This is a genomic window from Paractinoplanes atraurantiacus (genome assembly GCF_900215205.1).
GTDB classification, from domain to species: Bacteria; Actinomycetota; Actinomycetes; order Mycobacteriales; family Micromonosporaceae; genus Actinoplanes; species Actinoplanes atraurantiacus.
Map to the genome: position 1 here is coordinate 708683 of NZ_OBDY01000001.1, position 18260 is coordinate 726942.

At 69.6% G+C, this 18260-nt stretch carries 23 protein-coding genes; 11 read left to right on the forward strand and 12 right to left on the reverse strand.

The annotated features are described in order from the left end of the window. Positions 1-41: 41 nt before the first annotated feature. A complete protein-coding gene (locus CRP55_RS03335; RefSeq protein ID WP_097317927.1) occupies positions 42-497 on the reverse strand; it encodes a GNAT family N-acetyltransferase in 456 nt (151 codons plus the stop codon). A 43-nt stretch (positions 498-540) separates the two neighbouring features. Here CRP55_RS03335 and CRP55_RS03340 point away from each other — a divergent pair, with 43 nt between their 5' ends. After that, a complete protein-coding gene (locus CRP55_RS03340; RefSeq protein ID WP_097317928.1) occupies positions 541-1152 on the forward strand; it encodes a TetR/AcrR family transcriptional regulator in 612 nt (203 codons plus the stop codon). Here the strand turns inward: CRP55_RS03340 and CRP55_RS03345 are convergent. Continuing rightward, a complete protein-coding gene (locus CRP55_RS03345; protein WP_097317929.1) occupies positions 1121-1606 on the reverse strand; it encodes a MarR family winged helix-turn-helix transcriptional regulator in 486 nt (161 codons plus the stop codon). The two genes, CRP55_RS03340 and CRP55_RS03345, sit on opposite strands and share 32 nt — an antisense overlap. Before the next feature lie 95 nt (positions 1607-1701). Between CRP55_RS03345 and CRP55_RS03350 the strand changes: the two genes are divergently transcribed. From CRP55_RS03350 to CRP55_RS03370, 5 genes are all read left to right on the forward strand, one after another. Further along, positions 1702-2268: an NADPH-dependent FMN reductase gene (locus CRP55_RS03350; protein WP_097317930.1), complete on the forward strand. Its 567-nt coding sequence runs from the start codon at positions 1702-1704 to the stop codon at positions 2266-2268. Between the two features lie 110 nt (positions 2269-2378). After that, positions 2379-3245 carry a G5 domain-containing protein gene (locus tag CRP55_RS03355; protein ID WP_143234381.1) on the forward strand — a complete coding sequence of 289 codons (867 nt, stop codon included), beginning with the start codon at positions 2379-2381 and terminating at the stop codon, positions 3243-3245. A 3-nt stretch (positions 3246-3248) separates the two neighbouring features. Then, entirely contained in the window at positions 3249-3977 is a 729-nt protein-coding gene (locus CRP55_RS03360) for a methyltransferase domain-containing protein (protein WP_097317932.1), read from the forward strand. After that, positions 3968-4801, forward strand: a complete 834-nt coding sequence (locus tag CRP55_RS03365) for a nucleotidyltransferase domain-containing protein (protein ID WP_245922759.1) — start codon at positions 3968-3970, stop codon at positions 4799-4801. Before CRP55_RS03360 ends, CRP55_RS03365 begins: the two co-directional genes overlap by 10 nt. Continuing rightward, positions 4798-5526: a Type 1 glutamine amidotransferase-like domain-containing protein gene (locus tag CRP55_RS03370; RefSeq protein WP_097317933.1), complete on the forward strand. Its 729-nt coding sequence runs from the start codon at positions 4798-4800 to the stop codon at positions 5524-5526. Before CRP55_RS03365 ends, CRP55_RS03370 begins: the two co-directional genes overlap by 4 nt. Before the next feature lie 91 nt (positions 5527-5617). Here CRP55_RS03370 and CRP55_RS03375 read toward each other — a convergent pair whose 3' ends face one another. The 3 genes from CRP55_RS03375 to CRP55_RS03385 are packed head-to-tail and all read right to left on the reverse strand — an operon-like array spanning position 5618 to position 6671. Continuing rightward, positions 5618-5962, reverse strand: a complete 345-nt coding sequence (locus CRP55_RS03375; RefSeq protein ID WP_097317934.1) for a hypothetical protein — start codon at positions 5960-5962, stop codon at positions 5618-5620. Continuing rightward, positions 5962-6324: a PH domain-containing protein gene (locus CRP55_RS03380; RefSeq protein WP_097317935.1), complete on the reverse strand. Its 363-nt coding sequence runs from the start codon at positions 6322-6324 to the stop codon at positions 5962-5964. The genes CRP55_RS03375 and CRP55_RS03380 overlap by 1 nt, the downstream gene beginning before the upstream one ends. 23 nt (positions 6325-6347) lie before the next feature. Beyond that, positions 6348-6671, reverse strand: coding sequence for a 4a-hydroxytetrahydrobiopterin dehydratase (locus CRP55_RS03385; protein WP_097317936.1), 324 nt, complete (start codon positions 6669-6671; stop codon positions 6348-6350). Positions 6672-6854: 183 nt separating this feature from the next. Between CRP55_RS03385 and CRP55_RS03390 the strand changes: the two genes are divergently transcribed. Beyond that, positions 6855-7280, forward strand: a complete 426-nt coding sequence (locus CRP55_RS03390; protein WP_097317937.1) for a (deoxy)nucleoside triphosphate pyrophosphohydrolase — start codon at positions 6855-6857, stop codon at positions 7278-7280. Here CRP55_RS03390 and CRP55_RS03395 read toward each other — a convergent pair. Next, a complete protein-coding gene (locus CRP55_RS03395; protein ID WP_097317938.1) occupies positions 7266-8798 on the reverse strand; it encodes a long-chain-fatty-acid--CoA ligase in 1533 nt (510 codons plus the stop codon). The two genes, CRP55_RS03390 and CRP55_RS03395, sit on opposite strands and share 15 nt — an antisense overlap. Beyond that, positions 8795-9967 carry an acyl-CoA dehydrogenase family protein gene (locus CRP55_RS03400; protein WP_097317939.1) on the reverse strand — a complete coding sequence of 391 codons (1173 nt, stop codon included), beginning with the start codon at positions 9965-9967 and terminating at the stop codon, positions 8795-8797. Before CRP55_RS03400 ends, CRP55_RS03395 begins: the two co-directional genes overlap by 4 nt. A 64-nt stretch (positions 9968-10031) precedes the next feature. On the opposite strand from CRP55_RS03400, the gene CRP55_RS03405 reads away from it, so the two are divergent. From CRP55_RS03405 to CRP55_RS03420, 4 genes are read left to right on the forward strand one after another with little or no spacing between them, the layout of a single operon-like run. Next, entirely contained in the window at positions 10032-10658 is a 627-nt protein-coding gene (locus CRP55_RS03405) for a TetR/AcrR family transcriptional regulator C-terminal domain-containing protein (RefSeq protein WP_097317940.1), read from the forward strand. After that, positions 10658-12067 (forward strand): aldehyde dehydrogenase family protein, encoded by a 1410-nt coding sequence (locus CRP55_RS03410; protein ID WP_097317941.1) that lies wholly within the window; start codon positions 10658-10660, stop codon positions 12065-12067. Before CRP55_RS03405 ends, CRP55_RS03410 begins: the two co-directional genes overlap by 1 nt. Continuing rightward, positions 12064-13152 (forward strand): alcohol dehydrogenase catalytic domain-containing protein, encoded by a 1089-nt coding sequence (locus CRP55_RS03415; RefSeq protein WP_097317942.1) that lies wholly within the window; start codon positions 12064-12066, stop codon positions 13150-13152. The genes CRP55_RS03410 and CRP55_RS03415 overlap by 4 nt, the downstream gene beginning before the upstream one ends. A gap of 42 nt (positions 13153-13194) precedes the next feature. Beyond that, positions 13195-13785, forward strand: a complete 591-nt coding sequence (locus CRP55_RS03420; RefSeq protein WP_097317943.1) for a DUF6886 family protein — start codon at positions 13195-13197, stop codon at positions 13783-13785. Positions 13786-13851: 66 nt separating this feature from the next. Here CRP55_RS03420 and CRP55_RS03425 read toward each other — a convergent pair whose 3' ends face one another. Genes CRP55_RS03425 through CRP55_RS03445 form a run of 5 tightly spaced genes read right to left on the reverse strand, consistent with a single transcriptional unit; the run spans position 13852 to position 18208 of the window. Then, positions 13852-14445: a TetR/AcrR family transcriptional regulator gene (locus CRP55_RS03425; RefSeq protein ID WP_097317944.1), complete on the reverse strand. Its 594-nt coding sequence runs from the start codon at positions 14443-14445 to the stop codon at positions 13852-13854. Between the two features lie 37 nt (positions 14446-14482). Next, positions 14483-15685, reverse strand: coding sequence for an acyl-CoA dehydrogenase family protein (locus CRP55_RS03430; protein WP_097317945.1), 1203 nt, complete (start codon positions 15683-15685; stop codon positions 14483-14485). Then, positions 15685-16680, reverse strand: a complete 996-nt coding sequence (locus CRP55_RS03435) for a phosphotransferase family protein (protein WP_179854996.1) — start codon at positions 16678-16680, stop codon at positions 15685-15687. Before CRP55_RS03435 ends, CRP55_RS03430 begins: the two co-directional genes overlap by 1 nt. Next, complete coding sequence (locus tag CRP55_RS03440; protein WP_097317946.1) at positions 16677-17468, reverse strand: SDR family oxidoreductase; 792 nt, start codon at positions 17466-17468, stop codon at positions 16677-16679. Before CRP55_RS03440 ends, CRP55_RS03435 begins: the two co-directional genes overlap by 4 nt. Continuing rightward, on the reverse strand, positions 17465-18208 hold the full coding sequence (locus CRP55_RS03445; protein WP_097317947.1) for an SDR family oxidoreductase: 744 nt from the start codon (positions 18206-18208) through the stop codon (positions 17465-17467). The genes CRP55_RS03440 and CRP55_RS03445 overlap by 4 nt, the downstream gene beginning before the upstream one ends. Between the last annotated feature and the right edge of the window lie 52 nt (positions 18209-18260).

Sequence of the window (18260 nt, forward strand, 5' to 3'; positions counted from 1 at the left end):
GAGACGGCCGCCGGGGTGTTCACCGGCGGCCGTCTTCGTTTTCAGACCAGGGCCCTCTCGAAGCAGACCGACAGGCCGGAGCCGATGTACGGGCCGTAGAGCGGGATCTCGCGGTAGCCCTCCCGCTCGTAGAAGCGGATCGCGTCGGGCTGGGCCGGGCCGGTCTCGAGGCGCAGGGTGGTCCAGCCCCGCCCCCGGGCGGCCTCCTCCAGGGCCCGCAGCAGCGCGGTGGCCGTGCCGTTGCCCCGGCTCGCCGGCACCACGTACATCCGCTTGACCTCGGCGCTGCCGTCGTCCAGTCGGCGCAGAGCGCCGCAGCCCAGAGCCCGCCCCTCGTCATCGAGCGCGACCATGAAGACGTCGATGTCGGCGGCCGAGGGCGGCGGGCCGGGCTCGTGATCGTCGCTGCCGTAGCGCTGGTCGAGCTCGGCCCGCTGCGCCGCACGCAGGGCGGCTCCGGCCGGGTCGTCCCAGGGCCTTTCTTCGATCACCGTCATCGCATCCTCCTGTCGTAACAGACGTTACGGTAACATCTGTTCCGTGACGAGAATCGTCGACAAGAAGGCTCAGGAGGCGGCGCTCTCCCGCGCGGTCTGGGACGTGCTGGGGCAGCAAGGGCTGGAGCGATTGACCGTACGAGCGGTGGCCGCGGCCGCCGGCTGCACGACCGGCCTGGTCATGCATCGCTTCCCCAACCGGCAGGCGCTGCTGCGGCACGCCCGGCAGTTGCTGCACGAGAAGACGCGGGCCCGGGTCGAAGCGCTGGAGCGGGACGCGCCGTCGCCGCGGGCCGCGCTGCGCGACGTGCTGCGCCAGGGTCTCGCGCTCGACGCCGAGACCCGGCACGAGAGCATCGTCTGGGTGGGCTTCCTCGCGGCCGCCGTGGCCGACGACGAGCTGATCGAGATGCACCGGGCCGGCAACCGCGCCTGGCGGGCGCGCGTGGAACGGCTGGTCGGCGCGGCCGCGCCGGACTGGGCCGAGGCCGATGTGTCCGATGTGGCCCTGGGCCTGATCACCATGGCCGAGGGTGCCGCCGCCTTTGCCGCGGCCGACCCCGTCGCCTATCCGCCGGCGGCACAGGAGCAGATGCTGACCGCCGCGTTGACGGCGTACGGGCTCAGCGAGGAGCGTCGCTCGCTATCTCGTTGAGGGCGGCCGCGAGCTTGTCGAGGTCGATGCCGCCGAGGTGGTCGAAGATGTGCCGGCGGACGCTGGCCAGGTGGGTCGGCCACGCCTCGCGCAGGCGGGCCAGGCCGCGCTCGGTGAGCACCGCGTTCCAGCCGCGCAGGTCGTCCTCGCATTTCACCCGGCTCAGGTAGCCGAGCGACTCGAGCTTGGCCGCGAGCCGGGTCATGCCGCTCAGTGACATGTCGCACGCCTGGGCCAATTCGCTCATCCGCATGTGCCCCTGCGAGGACTCTGACAGGTGCCGCAGCACGTTGTATTCGCTGGCCGACATGCGCTGCTCGCGCTCGAGGTCGGTGTTGAGCTGCCGGGGCAGCAGTTGCAGCATCCGGCCGATCCCGCGCATGACCGCCTCCTCGGACGGCGTCAGGGCGTGCAGACCCGGCGGCAGGGCCGGATCGGGCGTTGTGGCGGACATGACATTGATCGTACGGCCCGATCGCAGGAATACTTCTTTGACGTAGCAAGTTTAGTGAGCGTCACAGACTTGAGAAACAGAGATCGGAGCCACCGATGACCACCAAGATCGGCATCATCCTGGGCAGCACGCGTCCCGGCCGTAACGGCGAGGCCGTGGCCAAGTGGGTGCTGGACATCGCGTCCAAGCGCACCGACGCCGAGTTCGAGCTGGTGGACCTCCTCGACTACAACCTCCCCCACCTCGACGAGGCGATCCCGCCGTCGATGGGCCAGTACACCAAGCCGCACACCCTCGAGTGGGCCAAGAAGATCGCGTCGTTCGACGGCTTCATCTTCGTCACCCCCGAGTACAACCACTCCACCTCGGGCGCGCTCAAGAACGCGATCGACTTCCTGTTCGCCGAGTGGAACAACAAGGCCGTCGGCTTCGTCGGCTACGGCTCGGTCGGTGGCGCCCGCGCCGTCGAGCACCTGCGCCTGATCGCCGGCGAGCTCATGCTGGCCGACGTCCGGGCCCAGGTCCTGCTGTCGCTCGCGACCGACTTCGAGAACTACAGCAAGTTCCTGCCGGGCGCCCACCAGGAGGCGGCCCTCACCACCGTCCTCGACCAGACGGTGGCCTGGAGCGCGGCCCTCAAGCCGCTCCGCGACGCCGCCTGATCAACTAGGACACACCGGGGCGGAGGGTGCTTGCATCCCCCGCCCCGCGCAGCACAATGCCTAGGGTGCAAAACCAGACAACTAGTGACTCTTTGCAGCAACTGCTTGAAATGCCACGAAAGTCTTGGTGGGCCCGGCTGCCGTTCGGTGTCCGCATGGCGGCCGGCGGCGGGGCCCTGCTGGTCGTGACGTCCGCGGCCGTGGGGGGCGTCGCCGCTCTGACGAAGGACGATCCGGCCGCCCCGCGGATCGTCACCGCCGTCGGGCAGGCCGCCGCCTCCACGGCCGCGGAGGATCCGGAGACGCCGGCCCCGGTGGCGCCGCAGCATGCGAAGCCCCAGTACGACGCCGCGGCCGCCCTGCCCCGAATCGACGATCAGGCCGACCGCACCGCCACGCGGATGCCCCGGCAGGCGCCCGCACAAGCCGCGGTCCCGCCGGTGAAGCAACAACAGCAGCGACCGGCGCCGCAGCAACAGGCACCGCAGCAGCAGCAGCAACAGCAGCCGCAGCCGCCCGTCGTGGCCGCCGGCGATCCGCGTCCCGTGCTGACCACCCGCACCGAGACCGAGACGCGCGAGATCCCGTTCCAGACCCGCCTCGTGCGCGACCCGTCGCTGCCGCGCGGCGCCCGCAAGATCCAGACCGCCGGCGTTCCCGGCGAGGAGACCCTGCGCTACCTGGTCACCTTCACCGACGGCAAGCAGACCGAGCGCCGCCTGCTCGACAGCACGATCACCAAGCAGCCCCAGTCTCGCGTGATCGCGTTCGGCTCACGCCGCGGTCCCATGAACAATCACCCGCCGAAGGGCTGCGACGACTTCTGCCTCCCGCTCGGCCGCTCGGCCGACTGCCGTCAGGAGAGCGCCGTCCAGCTCGGCGGCTCGGTCACGATCCTCGACCAGGACATCGCGCTGCTCGACGCCGAGTCCCTCGGAAATCTCGGATGCGGTCCGAAGTGGGCGCCCACAAAATAGGGCGTGCGTTTTGATGAGCTCCTCGCCGAGGCCGCGGCCGTTCCCCTCGAGGGCTGGGATTTCTCCTGGTTCGACGGCCGCGCCACCGAACAGCGCCCGTCGTGGCATTACGCCGATCGCGTGGCCGAGCGGCTGACCCACGCGACGGCCGCGGTCGATCTGCAAACCGGCGGGGGCGAGGTCTATGCGTACGCCATCAATAAAGCTCCTGGAAAGCGCCGGCTGGTCGCCACGGAAGCATGGCAACCAGAGGTCGCCGCGCGCAATCTGAATGCCCATGTGGTCAAGGCGGACGATCATCTGCCCTTCGGCGACGCGACGTTCGACCTGGTCGTGAGCCGTCATCCGGTGAGCACGCCCTGGACCGAGATTGCCCGCGTGCTGCGTCCCGGCGGCATCTTCCTGTCCCAGCAGATCGGCGACGGCAGCAATCGCGAATTGTCGGAGGCCATGCTCGGGCCCCTTCCGCCTCCGGCGAGGAAAAACCCCGGGCCTCTCGCGGAAGCGGCCGGTTTGGAGCTTCTTGACGTACGGGCCGAGCGCCTCCGCGCCGAGTTCTTCGACATCGGCGCCGTCGCGTATTTCCTGCGTAAGGTGATCTGGACGGTGCCCGGCTTCACCATCGAGAAATACCGTGATCGGTTGCGGGCCGTCCACGAGGAGATCACCGTGAAGGGCATGTTCGTGTCCCACGCGACCCGCGTGCTGATCGAGGCCCGCCGGTGGCCCTGACCGACGCCCAGCTGGCCGCCATGGCCGCCGAGCTGATCCACGTGCCCGGCATCGCCGCGGTGGCGCTGGGCGGCAGCCGCGCCCGCGGCACCCACCGGCCCGACTCCGACACCGACCTCGGCCTCTACTACCAGCAGCCGCTCGACGTCGACCGGCTGACCGAGGCCGCCCGCGCCATCGCCGGCCCGTCCGCGCAGGTCACGGCGCCCGGCGGCTGGGGGCCGTGGGTGGACGGCGGCGGCTGGCTCGAGGTCGACGGCGACGCGGTCGACCTGATCTACCGCGACCTAGACCGGGTCACCGCCGTCTGCGAGGGCGTCGAGCAGGGCCGGTACGCGTTTCACACCCAGGCCGGTCATCCGCTCGGGTTCGCCGATCACGCGTACGCCGGAGAAGTCGCTCTGGCCCAGGTCCTGGCCGATCCCTCAGGGGAGCTGGAGGCGCTGCGCCGGCGACTGCGGGTCTATCCGCCGGCGCTGTCGCGCGAGCTGGTCGCCGGGCTGTGGGAGGCCGACTTCCTGATCATGCTGGCCCGCAAGGGCATCACGCGCGGCGACAGCGCGTACGTCTCCGGCTGCCTGTTCCGCCTGGCCGGGGTGTGTGCCCACGCCCTGCACGGCGCGGCCGGCCACTGGCTGATCAACGAGAAGGGCGCGGTCGCCGCCGCGGCCGCCCTGCCCGGAGCACCCGCCCATTTCGCGGAGCGGGTCGACAAGGCGTTCGCCGCGGTCGACGGCGACCCGCTGCGCCTGCGGCTGGCCATCGACATCGCCGCCGACCTCGTGCTCGACACCGCCGACGCCTGCACGATGATGATGCGATGACCGCCGACGAGCCCACCATCCTCGCCACGAGCGCCTTCTTCGAGGTCGGCCGCTTCGGCGACTTCGCCTGGCGCCCCGGCAAGATCCATCGGTTCGCGGCCGAACTGGCCAACGTGACCCAACCCCGCATCTGCTTCCTGACCCAGGCCAGCGGCGACTTCCCACAGGTCATCGGCGCGCACTACGCCGCGTTCGCCCGCACCGAGTTCGCGGCGTCGCACCTTCAGCTCATCCCGATGCCGAACGTGGCCGACATCCGGTCGCACCTGCTCGAGCAGGACATCATCTGGGTGCACGGCGGCAGCGTGGCCAACCTGTGCGCGCTGTGGCGGGTGCACGGCGTCGACGAGATCCTGCACGAGGCGTGGCAGGCCGGCGTGGTCCTCGGCGGCGTCTCGGCCGGCTCGATCTGCTGGCATCAGGGCGGCAGCACGGACAGCTTCGGCCCCGACCTGCAGGCGTTCACCGACGGCCTGGGCTGGCTGCCGTACAGCAACGGCGTGCACTACGACGCCGAGGAACAGCGCCGCCCCAAGATGCACGAGCTGATCGCCGACGGCACCCTGGCCGACGGTTACGCCACCGACGACGGCGCCGCCCTGGTCTACCGAGGCACAACCATGTCCGAGGTCGTGGCCGACCGCCCGGGCCCACGCGGCTACAAGCTGCGCCGCCGCCCCGACGGAACGGTCGAGGAGACACCACTGCCCACCAGGCTCCTCTGAGTTCACGTTGAAGCGGAACTTCACGACGTCGCCGTCCTTCGCCCTCCCTGACTCAGCCCGCAACGAGGCCTGTGCCTTCCTGGGCGAAAACTCACGTGAACCTCGGGCTTGGGGGCGGTGGGACCCGTAACGGTCCCCGCCGGTCACGGATGTACGTCGCGTAGTCCGAGAAATGTCGACGTCGGCTCAGGTAGTGCGGGTAGTGGTCGAAGTGCCACCGGCAGGCGTCGATGAACTCCGAGTGGTCATCGAGCCCGAGGCGGGCGCAGACGAGAGCGAACTCGTCCAAGCCGTCCAGCATCTCGGCGCACTGCACCGGCGTTGCGCCGTCGGCACCCCAGAGAACGCCGGCCGGAAGCTCGTGAACTGAATAGTCCAGCCACTTGCGGCCATCGTGGTAGCGCTCCCGGTCGGCCTCAGTCGCGACCGGTTCCACTAGCTGGCGTAGTGCAGGATCACGTTGTGGACGTGGTGGGTCTTGTCCGAGCCGCGGAACTCGACCTCGTACGTGTGGGTGCCGACCGTGATGGCGATGGTGCCGGTCGAGAAGAACTGGCCGGCCCAGCTCTTGTTGCTGACCACACTCACGCTGCTGACCTTCGAGTACGGGATGCTCGTGATCGCGAAGCGCTTACCGACGAAGGACTTGTCCTGGATGATGATGCGGCGGTTGGTCAGCCCGATGAAGCCGGTGCCCGCCCCGATCGCGTCGTAGACGGCGATGATCGTCTCGCCGTCGAGCAGGCCGCTCTGCACCTGCTCGTACTGGCCCTTGTTGTCGTAGATCACTTCGCTCATGGCGCGAGCGTAGCGAGACCGGGCTATGGGTTGGCCGGCTGAGTGTCGGTCACCGTGCGGTAGAAGTCCTCGATCCGGGCGGCTAGGGTTACCTCACCGTCCGTGAGGGCGTCGCCGTCTCGATCGCCCAGGCAGATCTGAGTGTGACCGTTGGTGCGCCTGATGTTGGGTTGAATGCGAAGTGTGTCCGCCGCCACCTTGATCCGTTCGGTCAATGCGGCATGCTGACTGTCGTCGCACGCCAGCTCGCGCCGGAGCTGGACGCCGTCGCGCGTCCACTCGCTGAGCACGGTCAAAGCATCAGTCAGGTAGTCGGAGCGGTTCATTCGCTGTCTTCTGGCCCGCATCGCCCATCCCCCTAGGCGTCGTTGCCGGCTTGTGGCCAAACTGTCGCCGTGTCGTCATGGTCGGTGCCTCACAGTCTTGCTCTCCGGGACAAGCATGTCCACGCCCACATATATGTGTTTGCGTGACGATCGGGACGGCTCGGGCACCCGGAACGGCAAACTTTTGTGGAAAGCTCTGATCTCATGCGGCCGGAACAGGATGTCAAGTCACCTAAGTCACGCAGAGTCATCGTGGCGGCGGTGATCATCAATGACGGTCGTGTTCTCGCGTGTGAGCGGTCGGCGCCGCCGGAGGTCGCGGGCCGCTGGGAGTTCCCCGGGGGAAAGGTCGAGCCGGGCGAGACCGAGGAGCAGGCCCTGGCCCGCGAGTGCGTCGAGGAGCTCGGCGTGCGGGTCGAGGTCGGCGACCGGGTCGGGCCCGACGTCTCCCTCGCACACGGCCGGGCCGTGCTGCGGGTCTTCAACGCCCGGCTGCTGGGGGGCGACATGCCGCGGGCGCTGGAGCACACTGCCATGCGCTGGCTCGGTGTTGACGAGCTGGACAGCGTGCACTGGCTGCCCGCGGACAAGCCGATCGTCGCGGAACTGCCGGGTCTATTGAGCGTCTGAGCCGTACGTCTTCCGCAGCTCCCGCTTGAGGACCTTGAAACTGGGACCCAGCGGGAGCGACTCCGCAAAACGGATCTTGCGGGGATATTTGTGCTTGCCGAGCTTCTCGCGCGACCACTCGATCAGCTCGTCGGCCGAGATGCTGCCCGGGTCGGCAACGACCACCGCGCAGATCTCCTCGCCGTGCGTCGCGTCGGGCACGCCGATCACCGCCACCTGCTGCACGGCCGGATGCCGGGCCAGCGCCTCCTCCACCTCGCGCGGGTAGACGTTGAAGCCGCCCCGGATCACCAGGTCCTTCTTGCGGTCGACGATCGCGATGAAGCCGTTCTCGTCCTTGGTGCCGAGATCGCCCGTACGGAACCAGCCGTCGACGACCGCCTCCTGGGTCGCCGAAGGGTTGTTCAGGTACCCCGCGAAGACGTTGTGACCGCGGATGACGATCTCGCCGAGCTCGCCGTCGGGCAGCAGCTCGATCCGCTCGTCGATCTCGGGCCGGGCGATCTCCACCTCGACACCCCAGATGGGGTGCCCGACCGTGCCCGGCTTGGTGCCGAACGCGGGCTGGTTGGTGGTCGCCGTCGGCGAGGTCTCCGAGAGGCCGTACCCCTCGAAGATCTCGGCATGGAAGGTCTCGTTGAACTTCTCCAGCACGGCGACCGGCAGCGAGGCGCCGCCCGAGACGCACAGCCGCAGCTCGGGCAGCTTCTCGGCCTTGCCGGCGGCCTCCAGCAGGCCGATGTACATGGTCGGCACGCCGTGGAAGATGGTCACGTTCTCCTTGACCATCAGCTGGATGGCGGCCTCGCCGGTGAAGCGGGCGAGCAGCACCAGGGTCCCGCCCATGCGGAAGGTGCCGTTCATGCCGACGGTCTGCCCGAAGGTGTGGAACAGCGGCAGGCAGCCCATCGTCACGTCGTCCTCGTGCAGATCGTGGATGTCGAAGACGTTCACGATCGTGTTCATGACGAGGTTGAGGTGGGTCAGGAGCGCGCCCTTGGGCTTTCCGGTGGTGCCGCTCGTGTAGAAGATGACCGCGACGTCCTCGGCCTCCCGGCTGACGTACGTCCGCAGCGGTGTCGTGACGGCTTCCTCGAGCCGTTCGATGCCCGGCACGGCCGGGCCGACCGAGACGACGTCAACCTCGGCGATCTTGGAGGCCGCCACCGCGTTCTCCAGCTGACTCGAGTGCGCCACCAGCAGCTTCGCGCCGCTGTCGGTGAGGACGTAGGCGTTCTCCTCGGGCGTGAGGAGCAGGTGCATCGGTACGATCGTCGCGCCGACCGCCAGCGTCGCGTAGTAGACCCGGGGGAAGTCGGCGAGGTTGGGGATCTGGATGGCGACGACGTCGCCGGGACCGATGCCCTTCGCTTGAAGGGCCGACGCGTACGCCAAAGTCTGTTGCCAGAGCTCGCGATAGGTGATCCGTTCGGTGGTGACGCTGTCGATCACGGCGATCTTGTCGGGGTACTTGCGAGCCGACTCGGCCAGGACGGTGGCGAGCGACAATTGGGTCATGCCAGGTGACCTCCGATCTTGGTGTAACCGCGGAGCAGGTCCCGCGAGATGATCAGACGCTGCATCTCGTCGGTGCCTTCATAGATACGCATAAGTCGCACCTGGCGGTACCACCGTTCGATCGGAAGCTCGCGCGTGTACCCCATGCCGCCGTGGATCTGCATGACCCGGTCGACGACCTCGTTGACCATCTTCGCGCCGTAGAGCTTGGCCATCGACGAGGCGTGCCGCGGGTCCCAGCCCTGGTCGACCGTCCAGGCGGCGCGCAGGATCAGCCAGCGGGCGGCCTCGATCTCGACCTCGGAGTCGGCGATCATCCACTGGATGGCCTGGTTCTCGCCGATCTTCCGGCCGAACGTCTCGCGGGTGTTGGCGTACTCGATCGCCATGCCGAGCGCGCGCTCGGCGATGCCCAGGGCGTTCGACGGGATCAGGTAGCGGCCCTTGCCGATCCATTTCATGCCCAGCTCGAAGCCCTGGCCGATCTCGCCCAGGATGTTGCGGGCCGGCACCCGGACGTTGTCGAAGACCAGCGCCGCCGGCCCGCCCTCGCCCATGGTCTGGATGAACTCGGAACGCCAGCCCATCTCGCGGTCGACCAGGAACGCGGTCGTGCCGCCGCCGCGGACGCCCTTCTCCCGGTCGGTGACCGCGACGACGATGACGAAGTCGGCGTCGTTGCCGTTGGTGATGAACGTCTTCTCGCCGTTCAGCACCCAGTCGTCGCCGTCCTTGGTGGCGCTGAGCTTGATGTTCGCCGCGTCCGAGCCGGCGCCGGGCTCGGTGATGGCGAAGCAGGAGATCCGCTCGCCCTCGATCGTCGGGATCAGGAACTCGCGCTTCTGGTCCTCATTGGCGTAGTAGAGGATGTTGTCCGCCTCGCCGCCGAACTTGAACTGGATGTAGGTGCGGCCCACCTCGGTCCAGATCAGGGACTGCAGGACGGCCGGGAGGTTCATCCCCCCGTACTCCTCCGGTGTCGAAAGGCCCCAGAAGCCGAACTTCTTGGCCTTTTGCTGCAGCTCTCGGAGCTCGCTGAGCTCCAGCCCGGGCTGGTGGCGCCGCTCGCGGAGCAGCGCCTCCTGCTCCAGCGGCATGACCTCGCGGGTGATGAACTGCCGGGCGGTGTCGCGAATCGCGCGTTCCTCGTCGGTGAGCGAGAAGTCCATGTGCCTTAAACTAGCGGTGTAAGTTTTTACACGTCCAGTGCTGATTTTCCCGGGGAGATCATTTATGGCGCGGCCGCGGCAGGCCCTGTTGACGCGGGAGCGGATCGTCGAGGCGGCATCGGCCCTGATCGACGCCGAGGGGCTCGACGCGCTTTCGATGCGGCGGCTCGCGACCGACCTGGGCGTTCAAGGGCCGTCCCTTTACAACCACTTCGCCACCAAGGCCGAGATCATCGACGCCGTGGCCGACGCAGTGGTGTTAAAAGTGGATTTGTCAGTTTTCGACGGGCGTGAGTGGCCTGACGCGCTGCGCGAATGGGCTTTGTCCTACCGAGCGGTGCTCGCCGAACATCCGAACATCGTTCCGGTGCTGGCCCAGGGTCCCGGGCGCCGTCCGGCCGGTCTGGCCATGGCCGAGGCCGTGTACGGGGCGCTGGTCGAGGCCGGGTGGAGCTACGCGCGCGCCACCCACATCGGCGCGCTCATGCGCTACCTGGTCACCGGCTCGGCGCTCGGCTCGTTCGCGCTGGGCTTCGACGTGGATCCACAGCTTTACGAACGTTATCCACACCTGCACCACGCCCCGCTTCTGGCGGAGCATCATGAGGCCGTGGACGAGGGAGCTTTCGAACTCGGCCTGGACCTGCTGATCAATGGCCTTAGGGCTAGACAAGAGATGGGGACCCGCTGATGGCATCGCTCGATCGCCCGCACCTCTACCTCGGTGGGGAGTGGGCCACGCCCGCCTCCACCGAGACGATCGCGGTGGAAAATCCGGCGACCGAGGAGGTCCTGGCCCACGTTCCGTCCGGCACGGCGGAGGACGTCGATCGTGCGGTCGCCGCCGCCAAGGCCGCTTTCGACGGCTGGGCGGCGACGCCGAAGGCCGAGCGGGCCCAGGTGCTCGACCGGCTGCACACCTCGCTGACCGCCCGCGCCGGCGACATCGCGAAGACCGTCGGGCTCGAGCTGGGCACGCCGGTCAAGGTCGCCCAGCGGGTCCAGGCGGGACTGCCACTCGCGGTCCTTCGGGGGTACGCCGACCTGGCCGCCCGCGAGACGCCGGAGGAGACCATCGGCAACTCGCTCGTCGTGCACGAGCCGGTGGGTGTGGTCGGCGCCATCACGCCGTGGAACTACCCGCTCCACCAGGTCGTGGCCAAGGTGGCGGCGGCCCTGGCGGCCGGGTGCACCGTGGTGCTCAAGCCGAGCGAGCTGACGCCCCTGGTGGCGTTCCTGCTGTTCGACGCGGCCGAGGAGGCAGGCGTGCCGGCCGGCGTGCTCAACCTGGTCACCGGCACGGGCCCGGTGGTCGGCGCGGCCATCGCCGGACACCCCGATGTGGACATGGTGTCGTTCACCGGTTCGACCGCGACCGGCAAGGCGATCACCCACGCGGCGGCCGACCGGGTGGCCAAGGTGGCGCTGGAGCTGGGCGGCAAGTCGGCGAATGTCATCTTGGAAGATGCCGATGTCACGCGCGCCGTCAAGGTCGGTGTCGGGAACGCCTTCCTGAACTCGGGGCAGACCTGCACGGCCTGGACCCGCATGCTGGTGCACCGCGACCACTACGACGAGGCGGTCGAGCTGGCCGCCAAGACGGCCGCCGGCTACACCGTGGGCGACCCGTTCGACGAAGGCACCCGCCTCGGGCCGCTGGTCTCGGCCGCCCAGCGAGACCGTGTCCAGGGCTTCATCTCCCGGGCCTCCGCGCGGTTGGTGGCAGGCGGACTCGACGCGCCCCTCCCTGGTAAGGGACATTTCGTCGCGCCGACGGTCTTCGCCGACGTCGATCCCGACAGCGAGCTGGCCCAGGAGGAGATCTTCGGCCCGGTGCTGTCGATCATCCCGTTCGGGTCGGACGACGAGGCGGTGTCGATCGCCAACAATTCCCGCTACGGCCTGGCCGGTGGCGTCTGGGGTTCCGACGATCGCGCCCTCGCCGTGGCGCGCCGGCTGCGCACGGGCGCGGTCGACGTCAACGGGGGAGCGTTCAACCCGTTCGCGCCGTTCGGTGGTTACAAGCAGTCCGGTGTCGGCCGTGAGCTTGGCGAGTACGGTCTCGCCGAGTTCCAGCAGGTGAAGGCGATCCAGCGATGACCGCGTGGTTCAACGGACTGGTCCTGCGCGAGCCGGGCGCCCGGCCTGCGGTGGCCGAGCTGCACCTGCCCGAGGTCGGTCCGGGCCAGGTCCGCATCAAGGTGCGGGCGGCCGGCGTCTGCCACAGCGATCTGTCCATGGTGAACGGGACCATCCGCCCGTCGTACCCGCTGGTCCTGGGTCACGAGGCGTCGGGCGAGGTGGTCGAGGTCGGCGAGCGGGTGACGCGGGCCGCGGTGGGCGACCACGTGGTGCTGAACTGGCAGCCGGCGTGCCGCAACTGCTGGTTCTGCGAGGGCGGCGAGCCGTGGCTGTGCTCCACGTCGTCGGGTGTGGCGTCGCTGGAGAACGGCATCACCCTCGACGGGGTGCCGGTGCATGTGGGGCTGGGCCTGGGTGCCTTCGCCGAGCAGGTGGTGGCCCCGGAGAACGCGGTGGTCCGGGTGCCCTCCGAGCTCGACTTCGAACGGGCGGCGCTGCTGGGCTGCGGCGTCCTGACCGGTTTCGGCGCGGTCCGCAACACGGCCCAGGTGGCGGCCGGCGAGTCGGTCGTGGTGATCGGCCTGGGCGGCGTGGGCCTGTCGGTGGTGGCGGCGGCCCGGGCCGCCGGCGCGTCCGACGTCATCGCGGTGGACGTCTCGGAAGCCAAGAAGGGCCTGGCCGAGTCGGCCGGGGCGACCGATTTCGTGGTCTCCTCCGACACCCTTTCCAAAGAGATCCGGGGCCGTACGTCGGGCCGGGGCGCCGACCACGCCTTCGAGTGTGTGGGCCGCGCCGCCACGATCCGGGCGGCCTGGCGCGCCACCCGCCGCGGCGGCAAGGTGACGGTGGTCGGCATGGGTTCGAACGACGACCAGGTGACCTTGTCGGCCCTGGACATCTTCTCGTCCAACCGGACGCTGCGCTCGTCGGTGTACGGCCAGGCCGACCAGGACATCGAGATCCCGTCCCTGGCCGCCGACGTCCTGTCCGGCAAGCTCAGCCTGGACCACCTGATCACCGACCGCATCACCCTGCCCGAGGTCGCCGAGGCCTTCGACCGCATGTCCCGGGGTGAGGGGGCCCGCTCGGTCGTCATCATCTGATAATCGGCGGTCTCGGGCGCATCCATGCGGTAGGACGAGGGGATGCGACCCGAGGCCGGCCAGGTGCTGCATTTCTCCGAGGACCCGACGATCGAGTTGTTCGTGCCGCATGTGGCGGCGACGGCGAGGGAGACCGAGGCCTACGTCTGGGCGGTCGGCCACGACCGCGCGCCCGACTACTGGTTTCCGCGCCAATGCCCGCGGGCCATGGCTTGGGTGCGCGACGGAACGTCCGATGAGGACCGCGACCGGATCGTCGGCGCCGGATGCGGCGACCGGGTGCACGCGATCGAGTACGCATGGTGGGAGGCCATGCGCACCACCACGCTGTACGCGTACCGGCTCCCGGCCGCCCCGTTCCGCCCGCTCGGCGAGGCCGGCCAGGAGCACGCCGCGGTGGCCACGGAACCGGTGCGCCCGCTCGGCCCGGCCGAGCCCGTCGGCAACCTGATCGACTGCCACGCCGCCGCCGGCATCCAGCTGCGCCTGCTGGACAACCTCTGGCCCTTCTGGGACGAGGTCATCACCAGCAGCCTGGGTTTCAGCGCCATCCGCCTGCGCAACGCCCGCCCCCGCCCCACCGGCGACGCCGACGAGTCAGCCACCTTCTTCGCCGGCCGAGCCCCACGCTGACAGCACGCCTCATCACCGGGCGGCGCTCACGCTGACGGGGCGGCGCTCACGCTGACGGGGCGGCGCTCACGCTGACGGGGCTACCTGGAGCAGGGACGTTATCGTGCGGGACAGGGCGGCTCTTGCCGCCGGGACGGACAGGTTCATCGTCTCGCGCCAGGTGGACCAGGTCGGCCACATGCTGATCGCCGTGAGGGCGTTCAGCAGCTCGTCGTTGCCGTCGACCTCGACCGCGAACAGCGTGCCCAGCTCGGCGCGGACGCGCTCCACGTGCAGCCTGCGGTAGCGCTGCAACGTCTCCGAGAACGGCTCCTTCAGCGCGGCCGCCTTCGCCGTCGGCCCGATCTGCTCGAGCAGGCGGGTGCGCTGCCGGCAGTACGCGTCGATGCGCTCGGCCAGCGGCAGCTCGGGTGAGACGGGTTTGTGCGCCGCGTCCCGGATCTCCAGGACGCGGCGGCCGCTCGCGGTGAAGAGCGCCTCCATGTCGGCGAAGTGGCTCCACAGGGCGCGCAGCGACACCCCGGCCTGCTTGGCGATGCGGTCGGCGGTCGGCCGCAGATCGCCCTCGCGGATGAGCTGAAGATGGGCGTCGACGATCGCATTGCGGGTCCGCTCCGAACGGGCCGTCCGCCCGTCGACGCGCTGAGATGCGGGGCTCACACGCCACTCCGCTCGGCGAGATCGTTTCGTATGTCGGTCACGTGGTGCTCCGGTAGCGGTTCAACTCCCGCCGGGCCAGGGAGCGCTTGTGGACCTCGTCGGGGCCGTCGGCCAGGCGCAGCGTACGCGCGGCCACCCACAGGGCCGCGAGCGGCGTGTCCTGGCTCGTGCCGGCGGCGCCGTGGGCCTGGATGGCCTTGTCGACGATCCACTCGACGGTCGACGGCACGATGATCTTGATGGCCTGGATCTCGGTGTGCGCGCCCTTGTTGCCGACGGTGTCCATCAGCCAGGCGGCCTTCAGCACCAGCAGGCGGGCCTGCTCGATGCGCACCCGCGACTCCGCGATCCAGTCCTGCACCACGCCCTGCTCGGCCAGCGGCTTGCCGAACGGGGTGCGGCTCAGCGCCCGCGTGCACATCAGCTCGAGCGCCCGCTCGGCCATGCCGATCAGGCGCATGCAGTGGTGGATGCGGCCGGGACCGAGGCGCGCCTGTGAGATCGCGAAGCCGCCGCCCTCCTCGCCGATCAGGTTGCTCACCGGCACCCGGACGTTGTCGAAGATCAGCTCGGCGTGCCCGCCGTGATCGCCGTCGGTGTAGCCGAAGACCGTCATGCCCCGCTCGACCGTCAGGCCGGGCGTGTCCCGCGGGACCAGCACCTGACTCTGCTGCACGTGCCGGGCCGCGTCCGGGTCGGTCTTGCCCATCACGATGAAGATCCGGCAGTTCGGGTTCATGGCGCCGGTGATGTAGAACTTGCGCCCGTTGATGACGTACTCGTCGCCGTCACGCTCGATGCGGGTGCCGATGTTCGTGGCGTCCGACGAGGCGACCTGCGGCTCCGTCATCGCGAAGGCCGACCGGATCGTGCCGTCGAGCAGCGGCGTCAGCCACTGCCTCTTCTGCTCGTCGGTGCCGAACTCGGCCAGCACCTCCATGTTGCCGGTGTCCGGCGCCGCGCAGTTCAGCGCGGCCGGCGCGATCGCCGGGCTGCGGCCGGTGATCTCGGCCAGCGGAGCGTACTGCAGGTTGGTCAGCCCGGCGCCGTGCTCGCCGGGGAGGAAGAGGTTCCACAGGCCGGCGCTTTTCGCCGCCGCCTTCAGAGTCTCCAGAATCGGCGGCGGCCCCCAGCCGTCGCCGCTGTGATAGCCCGCCTCGGCGGGGTAGACGTGCTCGTCCATGAAGGCGAGCAGCCTCTTGCGGTAGTCCTCGGTCTGAGCGTCGAAGCCGAAGTCCATCAGTGTCCCTCCAGCGCCTCGTGGCCCCGCATGACCAGCGGGCCGACGAGGTTGCCGATCGTCTCGAAGCCCTCACCCACGGTTTGGCCCTGTACGTAGCGGTAGTGCACACCCTCGAGGATCACCGCGAGCTTGAAAGCGGCGAATCCCACGTACCAGTGGAGATCGCTCACGTCCCGCCCGCTGCGCTCCGCGTAGCGGGCGCCGAGCTCGGCGATCGTCGGATGACCGGGCACGCTCAGCGGCGCGGTCGGCCGGCCGTCGCCGCCGGTGTTCAGCGGCAGCCCGGCGTAGGTGATCATCAGCGCGACGTCGCTGAGCGGGTCGCCGAGCGTCGACATCTCCCAGTCGAGCACGGCGTTGACGCCCAGATCGTCGCCGATCAGCACGTTGTCGAGCCGGAAGTCGCCGTGCACCACGGCGCCCGGGCCGCCGGCCGGGATGTCCACCGCGAGCCGGGCGTGCAGCTCGTCGATGCCGGCCACGTCACGGCTGCGCGACGCGTCGAGCTGCTTCTTCCAGCGGTTCACCTGGCGCGCGTTGAAGCCTTCCGGCTTACCGAAATCACCGAGCCCGATGGCGTACGGATCGAGGCCGTGCAGATCGGCGAGAGTGTCCACGAGCGACAGGATCAGGCCGCGCATCGCCTCGGCGCCGAGACCCTGCAGGTCGGCGATGTCGCGGTAGATCCGCCCGTCGACGTGCTCCATCAGATAGAACGGCGCCCCGATGACCTCGGTGTCGGAGCAGAACAGCACCGGCCGCGGCGCCGGGAAGCCGGCCTTGGACAGCGCCTCCAGCACGCGATGCTCCCGCGCCATGTCGTGCGCGGTCGGCAGCACGTGCCCGAGCGGCGGGCGGCGCAGCACCCAGCGGTTCTCGCCGTCGGTCACCGCGTACGTCAGGTTGGAGCGCCCGCCGGCGAACATCTGCCCGGTGAGCTCCTTCTCCGATCCGAGATGCGCCCGCAGTCGTTCGAGGTCGAGTCCTTTCACCGGCTGCTCCCTTCGAAGGCCCTCTGCATCTTGTTCATACCGCCCAGCCAGCGATCGGTGTCGCTGGCCCGTAGACGATAGAACTCGGCCACCTCGGGATGGGGAAGGATCAGGAAGCTGTCGCCTTTCAGGGCCTCGGCGACGATCGTGGCGACCTCGCCGGGCTCCATGGCGCTCTCGGCGAGCAGCGCGGCGCTCGCGCTGCCGCGCTCGTTGCCGCGGGTCAGCATGTCGGTGCGCACGCCCTGCGGGCACAGTGCCTGCACGGTCACCCCGCGGTGGGCGTACGTGGCGCGCAGCCACTCGGCGTACGCCAGGGCGGCGTGCTTGGTCACCGCGTACGGCGCGCTGCCCAGCAACGACAGCAGGCCGGCCGCGCTGACCGTGATGACCAAACGGTTGTTGGGGCGGCCCTGTTGCTCGCCCTGATCGAGCCAGCGCGGCAGCAGGGCCCGGGTGACGTAGACGTGCGACATCACGTTGACGTTGAAGTCGCGCAGCCACACCTCGTCGGGCGTGCTCTGGTCGCCGGCCGTCAGCACGCCGGCGTTGGCGCAGAACAGGTCGATGCCGCCCAGCTCGGCCCACGCCGTCTCGATCAGGTTGCGGGTGTCGTCCTCGTTCGCGGCGTCGCCGGCCACGGCCAGGCCGCCGATCTCGCTGGCGACCGCCTGCGCCGCGTCCGGGTCGAGGTCGTTGACGATCACCTCGGCCCCGTCGGCCGCGAACCGGCGGGCCAGGGCGGCGCCGATGCCGCCACCGGCCCCGGTGACCACGACACGCTTCACTGGACGCTCCCGGTCAGCGTCACGCCACCGTCGATGACGACCGTCTGCCCGGTGATCCAGGCCGAGTCGGGCGAGCACAGGAAGGCGACCGCGCCGGCCACGTCCTCCGGCACGCCGAGCCGGGCCAGGGGATAGGCGGCCGCGACCTTCTCCTCACGGCCGTCGTAGAGCGCGCTCGCGAATCTGGTCTTGACCACGGCCGGGGCGACCGCGTTGACCCGAACCTTGGGCGCGAGCTCGACGGCCAGCTCCTCGGTCAGGTGGATCAACGCGGCCTTGGTGACCCCGTAGAACGCGATGCCCGGCGACGGGCGGACGCCGGAGACCGACGAGATGTTGACGACGGCGCCACCCTCGGACAGGCCGCCCCGCAGGGCCTCCTGCACCCAGCCGAGCGTGCCGATGACGTTCACCTCGAAGATCTTCCGCGCGGCGTTCAGGTCGATCGTGCCCAGCGGTCCGTACACCGGGTTGATCCCGATGTTGTTGACCAGCGTGGTGACCGGCCCGAACTGCCCGAGCACGGTGTCGATCACCGCGGCCCGGTGGTCGGGGTCGTCACCCTTGCCGGCCACCCCGATCGCGACCTCGGGCCCGCCCAGATCCTTGGTGGCTGTGTCGAGCGCTTCCGCATCCCGGCCCGTGATGCACACCTTGTATCCGTCGGCCACGAAGCGTTGCGCGATGGCGAACCCGATTCCCCTGCTGGCTCCGGTCACGATCGCCACTTGGTCCGCCATCGCCGCTCCTCAGTTTCTCTATTTGCACTACTCGTGCAGACACTAATTAGCA